Origin of the sequence: Chryseobacterium sp. OV279 (assembly GCF_900128945.1) — a bacterium.
In the GTDB taxonomy this organism is placed as follows: domain Bacteria; phylum Bacteroidota; class Bacteroidia; order Flavobacteriales; family Weeksellaceae; genus Chryseobacterium.
Window position 1 is genome coordinate 1189260 of record NZ_FQUD01000001.1, and the last position, 16890, is coordinate 1206149.

The window sequence follows — 16890 nt, forward strand, 5'->3', positions numbered from 1 at the left end:
GTCATGCTGAGCGTAGTCGAAGCATTTAAACTTAATATTCTTAACAACTTAAAGACTCTTAATGGTTCAATTTTAAGTTTCTTACTTTACCTCCGCAGTCCATTCAATCCCACTGATGTCAATCAGCTTTACCGTATGAATCTCTTCATGTTTCACAGAAATTTCATTAAGATTGAAACTCAGATCAGCCTTTGAGCCCAGTGGAATAATCAGGCTATGTTTCCCGGGTTTTACTTTAGCCACATAATGGTTTTTAATGTTCTCTTTAGGAAACTTTGAAAGATCGTTGAGGTCTAAAGCCTTTAAAACAGTTCCGTTTTTGTCCAGAAACTGAATTCCGATCAGAAAAGAGCCGTACACATCCACGCCCTGTGTTCTGTAAATCTCAAACGTTATGTCCGAAGCATTAAGTAAAACATTGGAAATTTCAATCTTAGGTTTTACCGATTTATTATGAAGTGTTCCCCAAACGCCGCCATGGAAATACTGGTTGGTATACAGCGTAAGTCCGAAAATAAAAACAGATCCCGCCAGCACAATCGTTTTAGGTTTTGAAAAAGGAAGAACACCGGATCCCAGCCACAGAAACCATTTTTGGTGAGTGAAAGGTGTATTCTTTTTAATGAAATAATGATCCAGTGAAAAAGGACCGCTTCCCGTAAGGAATAAAACAAATCCTCCGGCAATTCCCAAAACACCGATCTGCCATTCATCCAGACAGGTCGTTCCGATCCAGCCGGAACCGAGAAGAATTCCCATAGCAAGCCCGAAAATTCCAATGCTCATTAATCTGGTAAATAATCCTAAAATAATGAACAGTCCTACCACAGCCTCAATAATGGTAAAAGTAATCATTGAAGTTTCCAAAGCATCAGGATGGGTAACCAGATATTCAATAATAGGTTTTATTCCCAAAGCATTAGGGAGAAAGTGATTGAATTTTTCACCGATATATCCGGCTTCATCGGGAATAAGTTTGTTTTCAAGGACGAGTCTGCGCCAGAATGCTGAAAAATAAGTCCATCCGATCACAAGACGGAGTGATAATGTATAGAGTCCGGCCAGGTCATAAGACCGGCTGTCTGAAGTATGTTTCATTGAAATTGTATTGTATTAAAAAACTGTTTATAGAAAATTGGATTCAGATAAAAATCTAAACCACATGCAATTTCAGTCTTTTAAACAGGATATATTTCGGCGGACTGTTTCCGGTCGTTGTGCCGGAATACTTGTTTTGAAAACTTATTGTTCCTTCCTCCGGGAAGGGAATAGCTTCTGTAAAGTACTTGTGATTCTTAGATTTTAAGATCCTTTTTGAAACAGAAACTTTGCTTGAAGAACGTTCCGTTACACTGTCACAGGCATAGGACTGAACGGAATCTGTAATTTTTACTTTATTTAAACCACTGATATACTGAACATCAAAAAGGCCGAGAAGATCTCTTTTCACAGAACACGGCGATAATGAAAACACTAATATCAGCATCATGATGAGTGCTTTATAGTTTTTCATAGAAGTGCCTGTGGTTCGCATGTTTACAAAACTACATTTTATTTTAGATTTCCCCCCATGAATTGTAAAAATTCATCCTGCTGGTCAACGAAGAGATAGTGGGAACAATTATCAATGATTTTAAAATGATTTTTTCCGGCGATCGTTTTCATATCATTAAGCTGTTTCGTAGAAAATATTCCATCGTCTTTACCATAAACGGCGAAAATTGGAATTCCGCGTTTTTTAATTTCGTTCAGAACAGAAGTATTGTCAATGTTGTTCTGGGATTCATTTTTATAGAATTTCAACGGTGATTCCTGGTTTCTGAAATTGGTGGCGTAAAATTCACCGGTTTCATATGCCTGTCTCAATTGCTTACTTTCCGGAGTGGGAGAGGGCATGTTGAAGAAATTCATTTTGCTGGCGATTTCGTAGCATCTCTTTCTGTAAGCTGCCGAGTTTTTACTCAAATTTTCAATCTCCGCAATCTCCTGAAGTTGTGAAGGATCATTTTTGAATTTCTCTTTAGCCTGTTTTAAAATATGGTCATAGGTTTCCTGTTGTGAAAACAAAGCTCCTGCCAATGTCAGTGAACTTACTTTTTCAGGAAACTGTCTGGTGAATAAGGTTCCGATAATTCCCCCAAAACTGTGGGCAAGGATATTGGCTTTTTTAAGATGGTACGTTGTATAGATCTGGTTGAGGTCTTGAAAGCTTTCTTTAAAAGTCATGGTCGCATGGTCATCTTTAGACCTTCCTTCGCCGCGTCTGTCATAAACAATCACATAAAATCCTTTGTCTGCAAGCTTTTGAGCCGTAGTTCCTTCAAACAGAGTAGCATTTCCGCTGGGTCCGCCGTGGATGAAAATAACAGGTGTGTCTTTTGGGTTGCCATAAGCTTTGGAATACAGATTCTGGGCCTGAACAGCACTGAAAATCATGGAAAATAGGAGTAATAACAGCTGTGTCATAGCGCCCTGCTTTTTATTTTTGTCAAAAGTAATTATTTAACATGAGTTCGAACAGGATATTTTCGTTTTTTAAAGAAAGATGAGGTGCCGAAATACGGGTTTGAGAGAGTTATGAATTTTGGTTGCTAGTTGCTGGTTTATAAGTTGTTGGTTGGTAGTCATTAAGCTAATAAATGATCGTCTGATATCTGATGTCTGGTATCTAACATCTAGCATTCCCCATTCACTTGCGAAGCAAAATTCACGATTGATATCCTTATTCCAGTTGAAAGTCTAATGTCTGAAATCTGATGTCTGGTATCTAAAAAATACCTTAATCCAACTTCTAGCTATTTATTATCTTTCGTCAAAACAGCTACAACCAAACTCAGTTTGGTTACTTTTAAATTATGAATTCTCAGGAATTTTGCAGTATAAAATTTACTATAATGCAAAAGACAATTTTTATTACAGGAGCCTCATCAGGTTTAGGAAAAACAACGGCAAAACTATTTCAAAGCAAAGGCTGGAACGTTATTGCAACAATGAGAAATCCGGAGGCTGAAACCGAACTGACCCAACTTGAAAAGGTGACGGTTCTGAAACTTGATGTCACCAATTCGCAGGAACTTAATGAAACAGTGGATTATATTCTAGGCAACTATAACGTAGATGTAGTTCTGAACAACGCCGGATATGGATTAATAGGACCTTTGGAAGCTTTCACTGATGAACAGATTAAAATGCAGATCGAAACCAATCTGATGGGAGTGATCCGTATAACAAAAGGTTTTACGCCGTATTTCAGGGAGAAAAAGGATGGCGTCTTGATTAATATTACGTCAAGCTTTGGGTTGATAGGTTTTCCTACATGTTCCGTTTACAGCGCAACAAAATTTGCAGTTGATGGATTTTCAGAATCTATGGGGTATGAATTGGCGCAATTCGGAATTAAAGTGAAAATTGTAGCTCCCGGAGGGATACAGACTGATTTTGCGGGACGGTCTTTGGATGGAGCTACACATGAGGCTTATGGACAATTAGTGGCAAAAGTGAGTGAAGGATACAGCCCTGAACAGATTTCAAATTATTCAAAACCGGAAGATATAGCCAGGGTTATTTACGAAGCAGCCACGGATGGAAAAGATCAGCTGAGGTATATTGCAGGAAAAGATGCCAATGCTTTGTATGATGAGAGAGCTGAAACGGGATCTGAAGCCCAAGTGCAGAGAATAAAATCAGATTTTGTATTTTAGAAACAAATAAGTGAATTGTCAATAGTGAATCCGCTACGCTTGTGAATTTAATCCGTACATTTTTAAAATTGACCATTATTCACTTGCGAAGCAAAATTGACATTTCTCCCTCCTGACAAACAGTTGTCACAATCTCATCTTATATTTGTATTATGAAAATCATTCCATCACCGATTCATTTTCGTTCGCTGTCGACTTTACATAAAACGATGGGGCTTTCTGCACCATTGCATCCCTTAATCAGTGTTATTGATTATGGTGAGACTCGTTTTGATCCTAAAATTTTTGAAAACGGGACAAAATCAGATTTCTATAAGATTTCGTTTAAAACAAAATTCAATGGTAAAATCCGATACGGACAGGGATATTATGACTTTGAAAATGGTGGAATGTCCTTTGTCTCGCCAGGTCAGGTCCTTAGAATGGATAATGAAGAAGCTGACTACAGCGGAATGTCTTTACACATTCATCCGGATTTCATCAGACCTTATTCCCTCCTGAAGAAAATTAAGGAATATAGTTTTTTTTCCTATTCTGCAGCAGAAGCATTGTATCTTTCGGAAAAAGAGAAGCAAACCATTAAGGATGTTTTCGACAACATTCAGAATGAGCTGAACGAGCGGATAGATCAGTTCAGCCAGGATGTAATTATTTCTCAGATAGAATTATTACTGACTTATAGCAACCGTTTTTACAACAGACAATTTATCACCAGGAAATCTGTGAATAATAATTTATTGTCTAAAATGGAAGATCTTCTCAATGAATATTTCGATAATGAAAAAGGAGTAAATGCTCTTCCCACGGTAGAATATCTGGCATCAAAACTTAATCTGACTCCAAGATATTTAAGTGATATGCTTCGCCATCATACAGGGCAGAATGCACAACAACATATTCATGATAAACTGATAGAAAAGGCTAAAGAATATCTTTCTGAATCTCAGTTTTCGGTTTCAGAAACGGCTTACCAGCTGGGTTTTGAGCATCCGCAATCGTTAAGTAAATTATTCAAAAAGAAAACAGAACTTACGCCCAACGAATACAAACAATCTTTAAAAAAACAGAAATAATGGATCAAAATAATCTAGACGAAATCATTAAACGTTCCCTCGGAATCAGAGAAAGCTATCATGAACTGGAACGCCAGCACCATGGAACCGAATGGACTTTGGAAGAGGATGCTCTGGCCTATCTTACCGATGCAGGATTGGTGGGCAGAGATATTATGTCTCACCAGAAGAGATGGCTTAAAAAAGATTCAGAAGCCGAATTGAAGCATAAGTTGGGTGAAAATATCTGGTGGCTCATTGTTCTGGCAGACCGCACAGGAATTGATATTAAAGAAGCTTTAGACGAATTTTTAACCAAAACAGAAAAATTATTTTAATGAGTTATTGTTTAGCCATAGACGGGATGCAGCCCGAAAGCAGAAAAGAACTGCATAAAAATTACCACGATCATTATTACGGATTCCCGATCCATGATGACAACGAACTTTTCGGCAGGCTTATTCTGGAAATCAATCAGGCAGGACTGAGCTGGGAAACCGTTTTAAAAAAAGAAGAGAGTTTCAGAAAAGGCTATCATAATTTCGATATTCAGACAATCGCTGCCTACACAGAAGAGGACAGAGAAAGACTGATGAACGACAGCGGAATCATAAGAAACCACCTGAAAATAAATGCAGCCATTGAAAACGCAAAAACCATTATAGAACTGCAAAAGGAATTCGGATCTTTTGAAAAATGGCTGGAGCATCATCACCCGAAAACGCTTCAGGAATGGATGAAACTGTTCAAAAAGACCTTTAAATTCACCGGCGGAGAAATTGTAAATGAGTTTTTAATGAGCACAGGATATCTGAAAGGAGCCCACGCCGAAACATGTCCTGTTTATCATCACGTGTTGGAACAGAAGCCACTTTGGATGAAGTAGATGGGTGTTGGAGGGTTTTAGAGTCTGAGGGTTTTAGTGTTAGAGAGTTTGAGAGAGTGGTGTTTTCTTTAAAAATTATCCCATCACCAAATCATCACATAATCGAATCACCAAATCATCTTAAATTTCTCACTGAAACATCAGGCTTTTCACCTTGTGGAACAATGAAAATAGCATTATCGCTGATGGTATCTCCCGGATCAAAATAATAACTTCCCGTTATAGGAATCATATTGGTGGTGAATTTCCCGGATTTATCGTAAGCAGAATACGATACATTAATCATCTGGGCTTTCATTTTCAGTTCGATTTTTTTGGAGGTTAGTTTCGCGCCGGTTGCATTGATACAGTTAAGTTCTACAAGTCCAATGTTGCTCACAATCTGAGGATAAGAAGACAGTCTGATGTTGTACCCTTTATCCGAGGCGTTTTTTACAGTAGCTGAAACTTTATAGCGGTCGTACGGTTTACCACCAGCTTCCACGCTTTCTTTGTTTAAAATATTAAACGTGACACTCATACCGTTGATTTCTATAGTCTGGCCATCGGAAATTTTCTGTGCATTGACGTGGGTTCCGAAGAATAGAGTAAGAAAAAAGGGGAGAGAAAAAATCAAATTTTTCATAGGTTAGTTTTTATAGTTTGTGATACCTTAAATTTACGCATTATCAGCCCTGCGCGTTGAAATAAATGAGGAAATTATTTTTTTCGCCTTCAATGTATAAATAGTCATAATCTATACCCAGCTGATATTCATACCTTCCAATATTAACATTTTGAAAATGGAAAATCTGCTTTTCTTTGGTGAACGATTTTAAAGAATGATAAAAGCTTTCTACTTTTTCCAGATTTTCTGGCTGATCCGGATCGATATTCTTTGATCTTTCACGCCCAAAGAACCACTTATGTATAGTTTTCCTGAATTCAGATTCAGTGATTGGGTGTACAGCTAGCTCCTTATTATCTTTTAAAGCAAAGTGGGTTCTCATGAAATCCGGGGCATTTATGGAATGATCAAATGCAACGATATCAAATTCATAAAAATAATTAGCACGGGGATTATTTCTCAAAGCTTGGGAAGATAAAATCTCTTTTAAAAAATCTAATGTAACCATCTATTTTATATTATTTACGGAAAAACTTTGAATTCAGTGCTTACTACATCCAGTAATTCTTTAAAGAAAATGAGTTCATCAACATTAGGGTAAATTTTTAAATAGGATTCAGGATTATTATATTCAAATTGATTTTCTTTTTTATCATTTTTTATTTTTACATAATAAGAAACCCCATCCAATATAGTTGATGTAGATTTTGAAGACATAATTTCACCATCTTCTGTAAAATATTCTTTATTTTTCTTTTCTAACTTATACTGAATACTTTTCCACTGGGGAAGATGTAAAAGATTGGTGTCAAGAATTTTTAACCAAACCAAATCTATGTTTTTTGGTGAATTTGTATTAGATTTTTTAATCGTTACCTGTTGATTTCTTGTTGATTCTGTTTTATATAATTCGCAGGTCCAGTTTTCCATATGATCCTGAGAAAGCCTAAACATTTCTAATCCGATCGAAGTTGCCTGCTTTCTGTAAATCCTTACTTCATGTTTGTTGAAGGGTAAGTTTTCTATCTTTAAAATTTTGTTATACCCATTGATATTCTGTGAAAATAGAACATCAGAACCTAAAAATATAAAAAAGAATACTAAAATTTTATCCATGAAAGTAAATTGCTTGTAAGTATAAAGTGAGGTTTTTGAATATGAAATTCAATTGTTGGTCTCTATTTCATCAATAGGAACGGGCTTTAGCCCGTTCAATCAATCAAACAAAATCAATTGGCTTTAGCCGAAACTTAAATTCAGCTATTTCCCACCTTCTGCGGTTCAGAAACAATTTCCTTATCCCGCATAATGTCCTTATGTTCCTTGCCCCATTTTTCAAATTCCAGGATGATGGGTTTTAGTTTGTATCCGATCTCTGTCAGTTCATATTCCACGCGGGGCGGAACTTCGGCATACACAGTTCTGGTGATGATACGGTCTTCTTCCAGTCTACGGAGTTGCAGGGTAAGCATTCGTTCTGTGATATTGTTCAGCTTTTTTCTAAGCTCCCCGAATCTCAGTTTTCCGTTGATGAGGTAGCAGCAGATGGCCAGCGCCCACTGTCCGCCGATGGTATTGGAAGCATAGATCTCCGGACACTCATCGGAAAGCGCTTTTTTATTGGCAAAATTGGTCGATGTTTCCTTTATTTTAGTCATTACTTACATTTTTTATAGTACCGTACAATTGGGCACTACTATTTTAAATGTAAGTTACGTATATTATTTTTGCTGAAGAAAATTTAAACAGAAAAATGAAAACATTAGTAATAGTCATTCACCCTGATATTGAAAAATCAGTGATCAATAAAAGATGGATAGAAGAATTAAAAAAATATCCTGAAAAATATACCATTCACTCCCTGTACGAAGCTTATCCGGATGAAAAGATCGATGTAGCAAAAGAACAGCAGCTGATGGAGTCTTATGACAAAATTGTCTTCCAGTTTCCGTTTTACTGGTTCAGCAGTCCGCCGCTTTTGAAAAAATGGTTTGATGAGGTGCTTCTTTACGGCTGGGCCTATGGAAGTAAGAGCGGTTACAAAGTCGGAGGGAAGAAAATGTCGCTGGCTGTTACGGCTGGAATTGATGAAGAAGGCTACAGTGCATCCGGAAAGTACAAATATACCATGAATGAGCTTTTCCGTCCTTATGAGCTTACTTTTGACTACATCAAAGGAGATTATAAAGAACCTTTTGTGTACTATGGAATTGAAAATGATCCTTCACAGGAATGGATTGAGAGCAGTGTGCCGATGTATCTGGAATTTTTGGAAGGTTTGTAATTTAACCTGAGTTTGGGATAATAAGAGAGAATAAAGAGTATAGAACAAAGAACAAAGAAAGAGCAAAAATGGTCATATCAGATAGAAATAAAAGCATTGAGATGATAAGACTGAAAAAATGAGGATTGGAATTATTTTTTTCTTGTGATAAGATTTAATGCCTTGATAAACTGACAGATATTTCTCGATGGTTTCCTATATATTCAATAGGGACGGGCTTCAGCCCGTCTACAAGATATACACATTGCAAAAGGCTTTAGCCAAAACTGAGACACCAGGATTTTCCTTAGATCTTTATTAAAAAAAATTAAAAGAAATTGTTAAATACTTCTTATCCCGAACTCAGGTTAATTTAATCTTTTGATTTATTTTTGATGAAATAAATAATCATTCCAGTAAGTGAAAAAATAATTCCCAATGCAAAAAAGGGCAGCCAAAAAATAAAACAAAACTCCGCTAAGCTTCTGACTATTGGTGAAAAGTTTCCTCTGGCAGTAAACATTCCTGCCCCAATTAAAAACATGATGACAGAAAGGGGAAACATCACTATTCCGCAAAGGAACAAGTATTTACCAATTGATCTTAATTTCATAGCCTATATTTTTTGTTAAACTCATATAAATCTATAGCTTCATCCTGAAAATAGGCCTTGAATTTATTTGAGAGTTTTTCATCTTTGAATTTAACGATGGTATATCCACTGTCAAATGCTGTAATTTCGAGATAAGATTCTTTAATCAAATATTGATTGGCTTTCCATACATTTTCATCTTCTGCAGATAAATTTGAAATAAGGGTAAGATCCAATTGTATATTTTGGGGCACAGCAGAAATAATTCCCCAAATTATTTGAGTCCGGGATTGATAAATTATACTAAACTCTTCTCTGTTTAAAATAAAATAATCTTGATTAAAATGGATGGGTAATTGATCATCTGTTATGAAATCCAGATCTGTCAGGATCCAATCGTAATCAACAAGGTTTTCCCAGATCGGTTTTAAAACTTCATGAAGGTTTGTGTGAAATTCTATCGTTTTTGTGCTTCTGATCACCCAGTTCATATTCAGATCATTAATGTATTGAATTGTTTTCACTCCCATCCCGGACCGTCTTTCTCATGACATTCCGTTACAACGCCCCAATGCGAATATTCCAGCGGTGGAGCTCCATCCTCTGAAAGTCTGTACATTTCATAAAACAAATCAAAATATTCAGGGTTTAAATCCGTGTAATCCGGCAACTCCGGGTCATGCACCTTGATTCTTCCGCTTTCAATGGCGTTCCAGAACAACTTTTGGTTTTCCTCTGTCAGGCTTCTGGTATCCAGATGCCGGTTAATCCATTCATCGGTGCGGGAGCTGTAAAAGCCATAGCCACTTTCTGCTCTTTCATATTCGTCCTCGTCTTCGGGAGGGATCTGAAGTTCCAGCCATTCTGCCAGGGGCTTTCCATTTTCAATAAAAGCCAACTCCTTAATCGCAATCCTTATGATATAATCGTAGCCCGTCCATCTTCTGGAGAAGCATCTTCCGTCTTTAAATACAATAAAACAGCTGGCCATTATTAGATTTTTAAAGTGATAGTAATTTTTTATTTATAATGCTGGTAAAATTTGTTGTCAAAAATTTCCTGAGGATCATACTTTCTTTTCATAGCGAAGAAGGAGTCAGCCTGAGGATATACTTTCCTCATCTTTATTCTGTCGATATGGAGACGGTAGGGCAGATAAAACGTTCCTTCATTTTTAAGGGTAGCATCTACCAGTTTGTTGGTCAGGATCTTCATGGCGTCTTCCTGTTTTGCTGTTTTCTTTTGGTTAAATAATAAGACAAACCCGAAAACATTTTCCCTTGCATAGTTCATATAGCTGTCTTCATCTTTATTCACTGCGCGGATTGTTATATTGAGAAGGTCCAATTCTGAATTTTTGAGAACCGGCTTGATATCTTTGATAAACTGGTTGAAATTTCTTTCCGGGATAAAATACTCCTGCAGAAGGTCCGTAGAATTTGGGTCTTTATTTTCAATGAGAGAAACATGGCCGTCAAGAAGTTCATTTCTTGTATAGACAATATTTTGAGCCATTTTGCTAAGGTTGGTTTCCAGATCCCACCGAAGCCTTTTTCCATATTCACTGTTGACGGTGCTTCGAAAAACAAGACGTTTTGTTTCTTCACTTTTTGCATTTTTAGCAGCAATCGATGAAGGTTTTTCATCAGTCTTTTCAAAATAGTTGATCGTGGCTTCTTCCAGAAAATGCTTATCGGAAATCCTTAACCTTCCAAAAACAAGACTGACTTCCGGGCGATCAGCTATAAGCCTTTTATAATCATTCGTATAGTCATCAGATTTTAAACGGACATACCGGTATTTGAGGTTTGTATTATCCACCACTTTTAATTTCACATCCAAAATAATTCCGAACAGACCATATCCTCCGATCACCAGTTTAAACAGCTCAGGATTCTCCTCCCTGCTGCAGCTGATAATTTCACCATTGTGATTCATTAATGTAAATGAAACAACACTTGATCCAACCGGGGGAATATTTTTCTGCCATCCGTGACCGTTCACACTTACTGAACCGCCTATGGAAAAAGAACTGAAAGCCTGCATGACGGCAATTGATTTTCCTTTTTTATCGAGATATTGTATAGCATCTTCCCAAAGAGCACCCGAGCCAATGGTAAGGATATTATTCTCAGCATCCAGTTCCATATGTTTATACGGAAGCATATTCAATAAAATGCCGTTTGGGTAAATCGTGTGTCCGCCCATACTGTGCTGTGCTCCGGCAATGGATATTTTTAATTTCTTTTCCTTAGCATATTTCAGAATCTGGCGCAGCTGGTTTTCGATCTCTGTTTTTGAAGAAGGAACCTTTATTAAAGTATCTATTTTGGTTAAATTCAGTTGGCTTACATCATTCGCATAGCCTTTTGGTGTTTCAGTCTTAAGATCGGACTCATTCCACTTCGTTCTGAGAACGTGAATAATGGGGATAGAAATAAATACAAGAACGATTACAATTCCGATGGCAAAAAAATATCTTTTCTTCATTGACAATATTAAACATCTAAAATACTCAAAATTCCTTATCCCACCGTCGGTGTATCCTCTTCCTTCAGTATCTTTTTCTCCTTCATGGAAAGCATCATTCTTTCGTATTTGTATTTTTCCCAGTCGAACTGATTCAGGAAATCCAGGGCAGCCTGAAAACCTCTGTTGAAAAGATCTTCTTTTTCCTCTCTTTTCATAAAGAAATTCAGCCAGCTGCTCGTTCCGCAATTCACGGTCTGAATGCTGTAAAGACGGTAAAAACTGTGTTTGGCTAAAAATGATTTATCGTTAAATCCTTTTAAGGTGCTGATGATATTTCCCGCGTAAGAAAAAGGTGTTTTGAGGATTTCTTCACTCGTTTTCCCCTTCTCAGACAGGATATCCGAATCACTGGTAAGCTGCACCCCGAAAAGCGGCATTCTCGGATAAAAGACATCGCTGGCATGAAAAATATCGATCGGGAAGTTGGAAATACTTCCGCCGTCAATGAAAAGTCCGGCAGGGTAGATATCCTCGGGTTTTGTGTTCATCCAGAATTTCCAGGCGTATTTCACTGAGCTGTCATCCTTATCGATCCGTTTTTGGAAAGGTTCAAAAAAGAATGGGACAGACATGGAAGCTCTTACAAATTCGGCTGGACTTACATGCTTCAGTTCTTCTTCAGACCAGTATAAATTGGCCATTGTAGGAAGCTCTACTTTGATCTTCGCATTGATATCCGTAGTGATAACGACATATTCCGAGCGGAGCTGGTAAAACGGATTGTTTTTATAGTAATCATTGTTCACGGCACTTTCATAAAATATCCTGTAACGTGTCTGGTCGATATGCTCCAGATTTTTATTCTTAATGGCTTCAATGCTTTTTAAAGCGATGGTGTAATATTCCTGTGTATTTCCATAACGGTAATTAAGATTAAGGGCCTGTTCTTTCTGAATAAACTTATCATTAAGCTCAGCCACCGATTTGATCCCGAAACCGTCCAGAACACTTTGCATAGTTTGTAAAAAAGTATTCCCTGGATTGAATCCGCTGTTCTGTTTTCGGAAATCATTGTAGAATTTTTTAATACAGAAAAAGGTGATAATCACAGGAATTAAAGGAATCAGAAAAAGGAGTTTCGCATTCAGCGTGGTTTCCGGTCTGGATGCAAAAGGAATGATCACGAGGATCACCATAATGACCGCCAAAATAATCGCATTAATCTTAAAGAAATCCTTATTGTTCAGAATCGCATGAATGGTGGTTTTTACATACGTCTTTCCATCCATAAAATCTGCAAAATTCCAGCTGAAAAGAATATCCTTGATCACTTCACTTTTAGCCTCCTCTTTGGTCTTACAGGCTGCAATAAGCATGGTATTGATCGCACCGGCACTGGTTCCCGCCACTTTTAAAAACCGAACACCAAAAATCTCTAACCCATAAAGATACCCCACCAAAGCACTTCCCCAGACACCGCCTCCTTCCTGAACAAACTCTACATATTGGCTTCCCTGTGCATCCAGCAGATCGGAAAACTCCTTTAACGAAATATGCTCATGGAGGGCAGCGAGCTTGTCTTTAGATTCCTGGGAAAGTATATTTTCTTCAAGAATTTGGTTTAAGATTTCAGTTTTCATGGGTGATTGGGCGTTTGGTATCTGTACTTGGTCTTTGTTGGTTTTCGCAAAGGCGCAAGGTGTTTAAAAATGTTTATGTTGTTAAGGCGCAAGAAAATCAAAGATTTTCACCTAAAATTGTAATACTAAAAATTAACAGTATTCAATTTTATCGAAGATAAAATCTTTGCGCCTTAAAGCAGTTTAACGATTATAAAAAATTTGCGTCTTAGCGTTAACCAACAAAAAGCTCAAAAATTCATCTGTCAAATCTTAGCTAAAGTTAGTCACAAATCCTTATTCCCATCCAAGTGTTTTCACCCTTTATTTTACCACTGTTTTCGCCTTGCATAAATAAAGGTGCAGATCACAACCAAAGCCATAACCCCAACCGTGATAAAGTATCCGTACTTATGATGCAACTCAGGCATATTTTCGAAATTCATTCCGTAAAGACCGGCAATAAAAGTAATCGGTAAAAAATACACCGAATAAATAGCCAGAACTTTCATGACCTGATTCGCCTTCTGATCTGAAAGCGCAAGGAACATTGAAATAAGGTTGGTGATTTGAATATTTAAATGATCAAAATCTGCCACAACATCTTTGTGCTTATCTTTTAAATCGACGATCTCTGAATCCTGAAGATTTAAGAGTTTGAATTTATCCACCGCATCAGTTGAAATAATGAGGACCCGTGAGTTCAGCCCTGATTTTCTCTTCAGTTTATACAGTCTTCTGATCTGGTTGGTATGGTTGGTGTTTTTGAGGAAAATCTCGTTTTCAATATTATCCATCGTTTCCAGAAGGCTGAGTGATTCATCATCGAAACTCTTCATAATCAGAAGAGCGATCATTAAAGCGATCTTTGAAGGAGGAACTTCTGTCTGGATGGCAGAAATCTGTTTCTTTGTCTCCAGAATACTTTTCGTTTTCATCCTGTGGATGGTGATGATGGTATTTTCCAGCAGAAAGATGGCGATCTTCGTACTGATATCGCTTATGGTATTGAGGTTTTTTCTTTCCAGCTCGGTGCTTTCGCGGAGGAGGAAGAATTTTACACTGCCATCTTCTTCGTATTTCGGAAGGTGGTTCGGATCCATGGTATCTTCCAGCAGAAGATTGTTGATCTCATATCTTTCGTGAAGAAATTTCAGGTCTTCCGCAGTGGGAGCCTCTACATCTACCCATTCACATTGGGAATCTCTGTATATCGTGTCGATTGGCATATAATAAAAATACTAATATTTTGAAAAACTATGTGTTAAATAATTTTATCTTTGCCAAAATTAAAAAAACTATATGATTAAAAGTACAATAAAAGGAATTGGATTTTATGTTCCGGACAATGTTGTTACGAATGATGATTTAGCAAAACTGATGACCACCAATGATGAATGGATTACGGAAAGAACGGGCATCAAAGAAAGAAGACACAGACAAAACAGAAACGACTCTCAGGAAACCACTGCTTATTTAGGATTCAAAGCTTCTGAAAAAGCTCTTGAAAAAGCAGGACTGACCGCTCAGGATATAGATTATATTGTTTTTGCGACGCTTTCTCCGGATTATTATTTCCCGGGTTGTGGCGTTTTGCTTCAGGATATGCTGGGATGTGATACGATTGGTGCTTTGGATGTGAGAAACCAATGCTCAGGGTTTGTATACGCGGTAAGTGTAGCCAATGCTTTTATCAAATCCGGAACATACAAAAATATTCTGGTTGTAGGCGCAGAGATTCATTCTTTCGGACTTGATTTTTCTGATGAGGGAAGAGGGGTTTCCGTGATCTTTGGAGACGGGGCAGGAGCCATTATACTTTCAGCGACTGAAGATGCTAATGCAGGAGATATTTTAGCAGTAAATATGCATTCTGAAGGAAAGTATGCCGACGAATTATGTACCCAGTTCCCCGGTTCTAAATTCGGATGGAGCGACAGAATGAGAAAAGAACCTGATCATGTTACCGATAAAGAAGTGTACCCGATCATGAACGGAAATTTTGTGTTCAAACATGCCGTAACGAGATTCCCTGAAACGATGCAGGAAGCTTTGGATAAAGCAGGAAAAACCATTGAAGATCTGGATATGTTCATTCCTCACCAGGCCAATCTTAGAATTGCCCAGTTTGTACAGCAGAAATTCGGACTTCCGGATGAGAAGATCCACAATAATATTCAGAAATACGGAAATACAACGGCGGCTTCTATTCCTATCGCTTTAAGTGAAGCTATTGAAGAAGGAAAGATCAAAAGGGGAGACTTGGTACTGCTTTCAGCATTCGGAAGCGGATTTACGTGGGGAAGTGTTCTGTTCCAATATTAATCAAACGAAATCATTAAACTTCTATCGGTATATCTGATAAATGGTTTAAACATAAAAAATCCGCAGAGCTTTGCTCTGCGGATTTCTTTTTTATACTTTATTATTTAAAGGCTTTTCAGTAATTTTTCAGTGTCTGTAGAATCCTGTCCTGTGCTTTTTGCAAGCTGAACAGATTTTTCAGCCCACATTTTTGCATTTTTCTTATCTCCGATTTTGTTGTAAAGATTCGCTAAAGTATCCGTATTCGCATAGTTTTCATCTTTCTTTACAGATTCCTGAGCCCAAGCTACCGCTTTTTCCAGAGAAGCCTTGCTGCTTACGTTTTCAAAGAAATTCCATGCTAAAGAGTTTAGCTCTTCAGAACTTGCTGCAGAATAATCCTTGTACAATTCTATCGTTAATTTCTCATAAGTAGGAATGTCCTTATCCTTCAGAGCTCTGCTGGCTTTTACTTTTTTCAGAAACTTTTCAGACTCCTCTTTGGTCATGAATTTTTGAGTTTCCGTTAAGAAGTAGCTTTCATTCCAGGTTTTTGTATCTGCGTTATATGATTTCTTAACTGCTGTATTCAGCTTTATATTTTTGTCAAACTTCGCATATTTATCTTCAGGGAAGATTTTGATGATTTCCGCTTTTTTATTCTGGAATATTTTATACAAAGGACTTTCTGTACTCTGCACTCCCGAAAGAAGCATTTGTACATCTTCCTGATCAAGGGTCGTTTTCTGTTGGAAATAACGGTCCAGTACTCTTCCAGCCAGTTCAGAATCATTATAGATGGTCAGTCCCGCAAGGTTTTTAAGAAATTCAGGATCTTTTTCTCCATTTTCAAATTTTTGCTTTAATGCAGTCAGTCTTTTATTTGGATCTTCCGCATCTTTCGCAAACTGGATGAAGTCTTTTTCCTCCACGTAACCTAATGTTCTGTGAACTTCCTCTCCGTCACCATTGATGAAAAGATACGTAGGAAATGCTTTTACATTATATTTTTTGGCAAGACCTATTCCTTCTCCTTTTTCCATATCAATTTTGGCGTTCACAAAGTGGGAATTGTAAAAATCTCCAACAGCCGGAAGTGGGAAAATATTTTTCACCATCAGTTTACATGGTCCGCACCAAGATGCATAAGCATCTACAAATACCAGTTTATTTTCTTTTTTTGCCTTCGCCAGAATAGCTGCGAAATTGTTATCTTCAAATTTAATTCCCTGTGCAAATGCTACTGCAGCTATAAATAAAGAAGAAAATATTGCTAATTTTTTCATAAAACTTTTTATTGATTACAAATGTAATAATTATGTTAACACGTATACGATATACACGGAAAATATTTATTTAAACTGAATTTTTATATGTAATAATTCTATTTAAGG

General features: G+C 37.2%; 19 protein-coding genes. 6 read left to right on the forward strand and 13 right to left on the reverse strand.

All coding sequences use genetic code 11. The features are described from left to right. Positions 1-81 precede the first annotated feature (81 nt). Genes BUA72_RS05385 through BUA72_RS05395 form a run of 3 tightly spaced genes read right to left on the reverse strand, consistent with a single transcriptional unit; the run spans position 82 to position 2466 of the window. Positions 82-1098 (reverse strand): TQO small subunit DoxD, encoded by a 1017-nt coding sequence (locus BUA72_RS05385; RefSeq protein WP_072922063.1) that lies wholly within the window; start codon positions 1096-1098, stop codon positions 82-84. 55 nt (positions 1099-1153) lie between these two features. Next, positions 1154-1534, reverse strand: a complete 381-nt coding sequence (locus BUA72_RS05390) for a hypothetical protein (protein WP_139259521.1) — start codon at positions 1532-1534, stop codon at positions 1154-1156. 17 nt (positions 1535-1551) lie between these two features. Continuing rightward, entirely contained in the window at positions 1552-2466 is a 915-nt protein-coding gene (locus tag BUA72_RS05395) for an alpha/beta fold hydrolase (protein WP_072922065.1), read from the reverse strand. Between the two features lie 428 nt (positions 2467-2894). On the opposite strand from BUA72_RS05395, the gene BUA72_RS05400 reads away from it, so the two are divergent. From BUA72_RS05400 to BUA72_RS05415, 4 genes are all read left to right on the forward strand, one after another. After that, positions 2895-3701, forward strand: a complete 807-nt coding sequence (locus BUA72_RS05400) for an SDR family oxidoreductase (RefSeq protein WP_072922066.1) — start codon at positions 2895-2897, stop codon at positions 3699-3701. A gap of 152 nt (positions 3702-3853) precedes the next feature. Further along, entirely contained in the window at positions 3854-4774 is a 921-nt protein-coding gene (locus BUA72_RS05405; RefSeq protein ID WP_072922067.1) for a helix-turn-helix domain-containing protein, read from the forward strand. After that, positions 4774-5091, forward strand: a complete 318-nt coding sequence (locus tag BUA72_RS05410) for a MazG-like protein (RefSeq protein ID WP_047453741.1) — start codon at positions 4774-4776, stop codon at positions 5089-5091. The genes BUA72_RS05405 and BUA72_RS05410 overlap by 1 nt, the downstream gene beginning before the upstream one ends. After that, positions 5091-5639: a DNA-3-methyladenine glycosylase I gene (locus tag BUA72_RS05415; RefSeq protein ID WP_072922068.1), complete on the forward strand. Its 549-nt coding sequence runs from the start codon at positions 5091-5093 to the stop codon at positions 5637-5639. Before BUA72_RS05410 ends, BUA72_RS05415 begins: the two co-directional genes overlap by 1 nt. A gap of 115 nt (positions 5640-5754) precedes the next feature. On the opposite strand, the gene BUA72_RS05420 is transcribed toward BUA72_RS05415, so the two are convergent. The 4 genes from BUA72_RS05420 to BUA72_RS05435 form a co-directional block, all read right to left on the reverse strand. Further along, a complete protein-coding gene (locus BUA72_RS05420; protein WP_072922069.1) occupies positions 5755-6264 on the reverse strand; it encodes a hypothetical protein in 510 nt (169 codons plus the stop codon). 43 nt (positions 6265-6307) lie between these two features. Continuing rightward, on the reverse strand, positions 6308-6754 hold the full coding sequence (locus tag BUA72_RS05425; protein ID WP_072922070.1) for a hypothetical protein: 447 nt from the start codon (positions 6752-6754) through the stop codon (positions 6308-6310). Between the two features lie 14 nt (positions 6755-6768). Next, positions 6769-7362 carry a hypothetical protein gene (locus BUA72_RS05430; protein ID WP_072922071.1) on the reverse strand — a complete coding sequence of 198 codons (594 nt, stop codon included), beginning with the start codon at positions 7360-7362 and terminating at the stop codon, positions 6769-6771. A 140-nt stretch (positions 7363-7502) separates the two neighbouring features. Beyond that, entirely contained in the window at positions 7503-7904 is a 402-nt protein-coding gene (locus BUA72_RS05435; protein WP_072922072.1) for a winged helix-turn-helix transcriptional regulator, read from the reverse strand. 95 nt (positions 7905-7999) lie between these two features. Here BUA72_RS05435 and BUA72_RS05440 point away from each other — a divergent pair, with 95 nt between their 5' ends. Then, on the forward strand, positions 8000-8530 hold the full coding sequence (locus BUA72_RS05440; protein WP_072922073.1) for an NAD(P)H-dependent oxidoreductase: 531 nt from the start codon (positions 8000-8002) through the stop codon (positions 8528-8530). 588 nt (positions 8531-9118) lie between these two features. Here BUA72_RS05440 and BUA72_RS05445 read toward each other — a convergent pair. The 5 genes from BUA72_RS05445 to BUA72_RS05465 all read right to left on the reverse strand — a co-directional run bounded on the left by BUA72_RS05445 (position 9119) and on the right by BUA72_RS05465 (position 14421). Next, positions 9119-9625 (reverse strand): hypothetical protein, encoded by a 507-nt coding sequence (locus BUA72_RS05445; RefSeq protein ID WP_139259523.1) that lies wholly within the window; start codon positions 9623-9625, stop codon positions 9119-9121. After that, positions 9622-10092 (reverse strand): hypothetical protein, encoded by a 471-nt coding sequence (locus tag BUA72_RS05450; RefSeq protein WP_072922075.1) that lies wholly within the window; start codon positions 10090-10092, stop codon positions 9622-9624. The genes BUA72_RS05445 and BUA72_RS05450 overlap by 4 nt, the downstream gene beginning before the upstream one ends. A gap of 29 nt (positions 10093-10121) precedes the next feature. Continuing rightward, entirely contained in the window at positions 10122-11591 is a 1470-nt protein-coding gene (locus BUA72_RS05455; RefSeq protein ID WP_072922076.1) for an FAD-binding oxidoreductase, read from the reverse strand. 35 nt (positions 11592-11626) lie between these two features. After that, the gene (locus BUA72_RS05460; protein ID WP_072922077.1) at positions 11627-13213 is read right to left on the reverse strand and encodes a patatin-like phospholipase family protein; all 1587 of its coding nucleotides are present in this window, start codon (positions 13211-13213) and stop codon (positions 11627-11629) included. A gap of 308 nt (positions 13214-13521) precedes the next feature. Then, the gene (locus BUA72_RS05465; RefSeq protein WP_047453762.1) at positions 13522-14421 is read right to left on the reverse strand and encodes a magnesium transporter CorA family protein; all 900 of its coding nucleotides are present in this window, start codon (positions 14419-14421) and stop codon (positions 13522-13524) included. Positions 14422-14494: 73 nt separating this feature from the next. On the opposite strand from BUA72_RS05465, the gene BUA72_RS05470 reads away from it, so the two are divergent. Further along, positions 14495-15517 carry a 3-oxoacyl-ACP synthase III family protein gene (locus BUA72_RS05470; protein ID WP_072922078.1) on the forward strand — a complete coding sequence of 341 codons (1023 nt, stop codon included), beginning with the start codon at positions 14495-14497 and terminating at the stop codon, positions 15515-15517. Positions 15518-15621: 104 nt separating this feature from the next. Here BUA72_RS05470 and BUA72_RS05475 read toward each other — a convergent pair whose 3' ends face one another. Then, positions 15622-16782: a thioredoxin family protein gene (locus tag BUA72_RS05475; protein WP_072922079.1), complete on the reverse strand. Its 1161-nt coding sequence runs from the start codon at positions 16780-16782 to the stop codon at positions 15622-15624. Positions 16783-16890: the final 108 nt, after the last annotated feature.

Bases quoted from the DNA above. Each gene is read 5' to 3' on its own strand.
- BUA72_RS05475 (WP_072922079.1), bottom strand. From the start codon at position 16,782: ATGAAAAAATTAGCAATATTTTCTTCTTTATTTATAGCTGCAGTAGCA.
- BUA72_RS05425 (WP_072922070.1), bottom strand. From the start codon at position 6,754: ATGGTTACATTAGATTTTTTAAAAGAGATTTTATCTTCCCAAGCTTTG.
- BUA72_RS05470 (WP_072922078.1), top strand. From the start codon at position 14,495: ATGATTAAAAGTACAATAAAAGGAATTGGATTTTATGTTCCGGACAAT.
- BUA72_RS05435 (WP_072922072.1), bottom strand. From the start codon at position 7,904: ATGACTAAAATAAAGGAAACATCGACCAATTTTGCCAATAAAAAAGCG.
- BUA72_RS05430 (WP_072922071.1), bottom strand. From the start codon at position 7,362: ATGGATAAAATTTTAGTATTCTTTTTTATATTTTTAGGTTCTGATGTT.
- BUA72_RS05465 (WP_047453762.1), bottom strand. From the start codon at position 14,421: ATGCCAATCGACACGATATACAGAGATTCCCAATGTGAATGGGTAGAT.
- BUA72_RS05405 (WP_072922067.1), top strand. From the start codon at position 3,854: ATGAAAATCATTCCATCACCGATTCATTTTCGTTCGCTGTCGACTTTA.
- BUA72_RS05395 (WP_072922065.1), bottom strand. From the start codon at position 2,466: ATGACACAGCTGTTATTACTCCTATTTTCCATGATTTTCAGTGCTGTT.
- BUA72_RS05460 (WP_072922077.1), bottom strand. From the start codon at position 13,213: ATGAAAACTGAAATCTTAAACCAAATTCTTGAAGAAAATATACTTTCC.
- BUA72_RS05385 (WP_072922063.1), bottom strand. From the start codon at position 1,098: ATGAAACATACTTCAGACAGCCGGTCTTATGACCTGGCCGGACTCTAT.
- BUA72_RS05410 (WP_047453741.1), top strand. From the start codon at position 4,774: ATGGATCAAAATAATCTAGACGAAATCATTAAACGTTCCCTCGGAATC.
- BUA72_RS05400 (WP_072922066.1), top strand. From the start codon at position 2,895: ATGCAAAAGACAATTTTTATTACAGGAGCCTCATCAGGTTTAGGAAAA.
- BUA72_RS05390 (WP_139259521.1), bottom strand. From the start codon at position 1,534: ATGCGAACCACAGGCACTTCTATGAAAAACTATAAAGCACTCATCATG.
- BUA72_RS05420 (WP_072922069.1), bottom strand. From the start codon at position 6,264: ATGAAAAATTTGATTTTTTCTCTCCCCTTTTTTCTTACTCTATTCTTC.
- BUA72_RS05450 (WP_072922075.1), bottom strand. From the start codon at position 10,092: ATGGCCAGCTGTTTTATTGTATTTAAAGACGGAAGATGCTTCTCCAGA.
- BUA72_RS05455 (WP_072922076.1), bottom strand. From the start codon at position 11,591: ATGAAGAAAAGATATTTTTTTGCCATCGGAATTGTAATCGTTCTTGTA.
- BUA72_RS05440 (WP_072922073.1), top strand. From the start codon at position 8,000: ATGAAAACATTAGTAATAGTCATTCACCCTGATATTGAAAAATCAGTG.
- BUA72_RS05415 (WP_072922068.1), top strand. From the start codon at position 5,091: ATGAGTTATTGTTTAGCCATAGACGGGATGCAGCCCGAAAGCAGAAAA.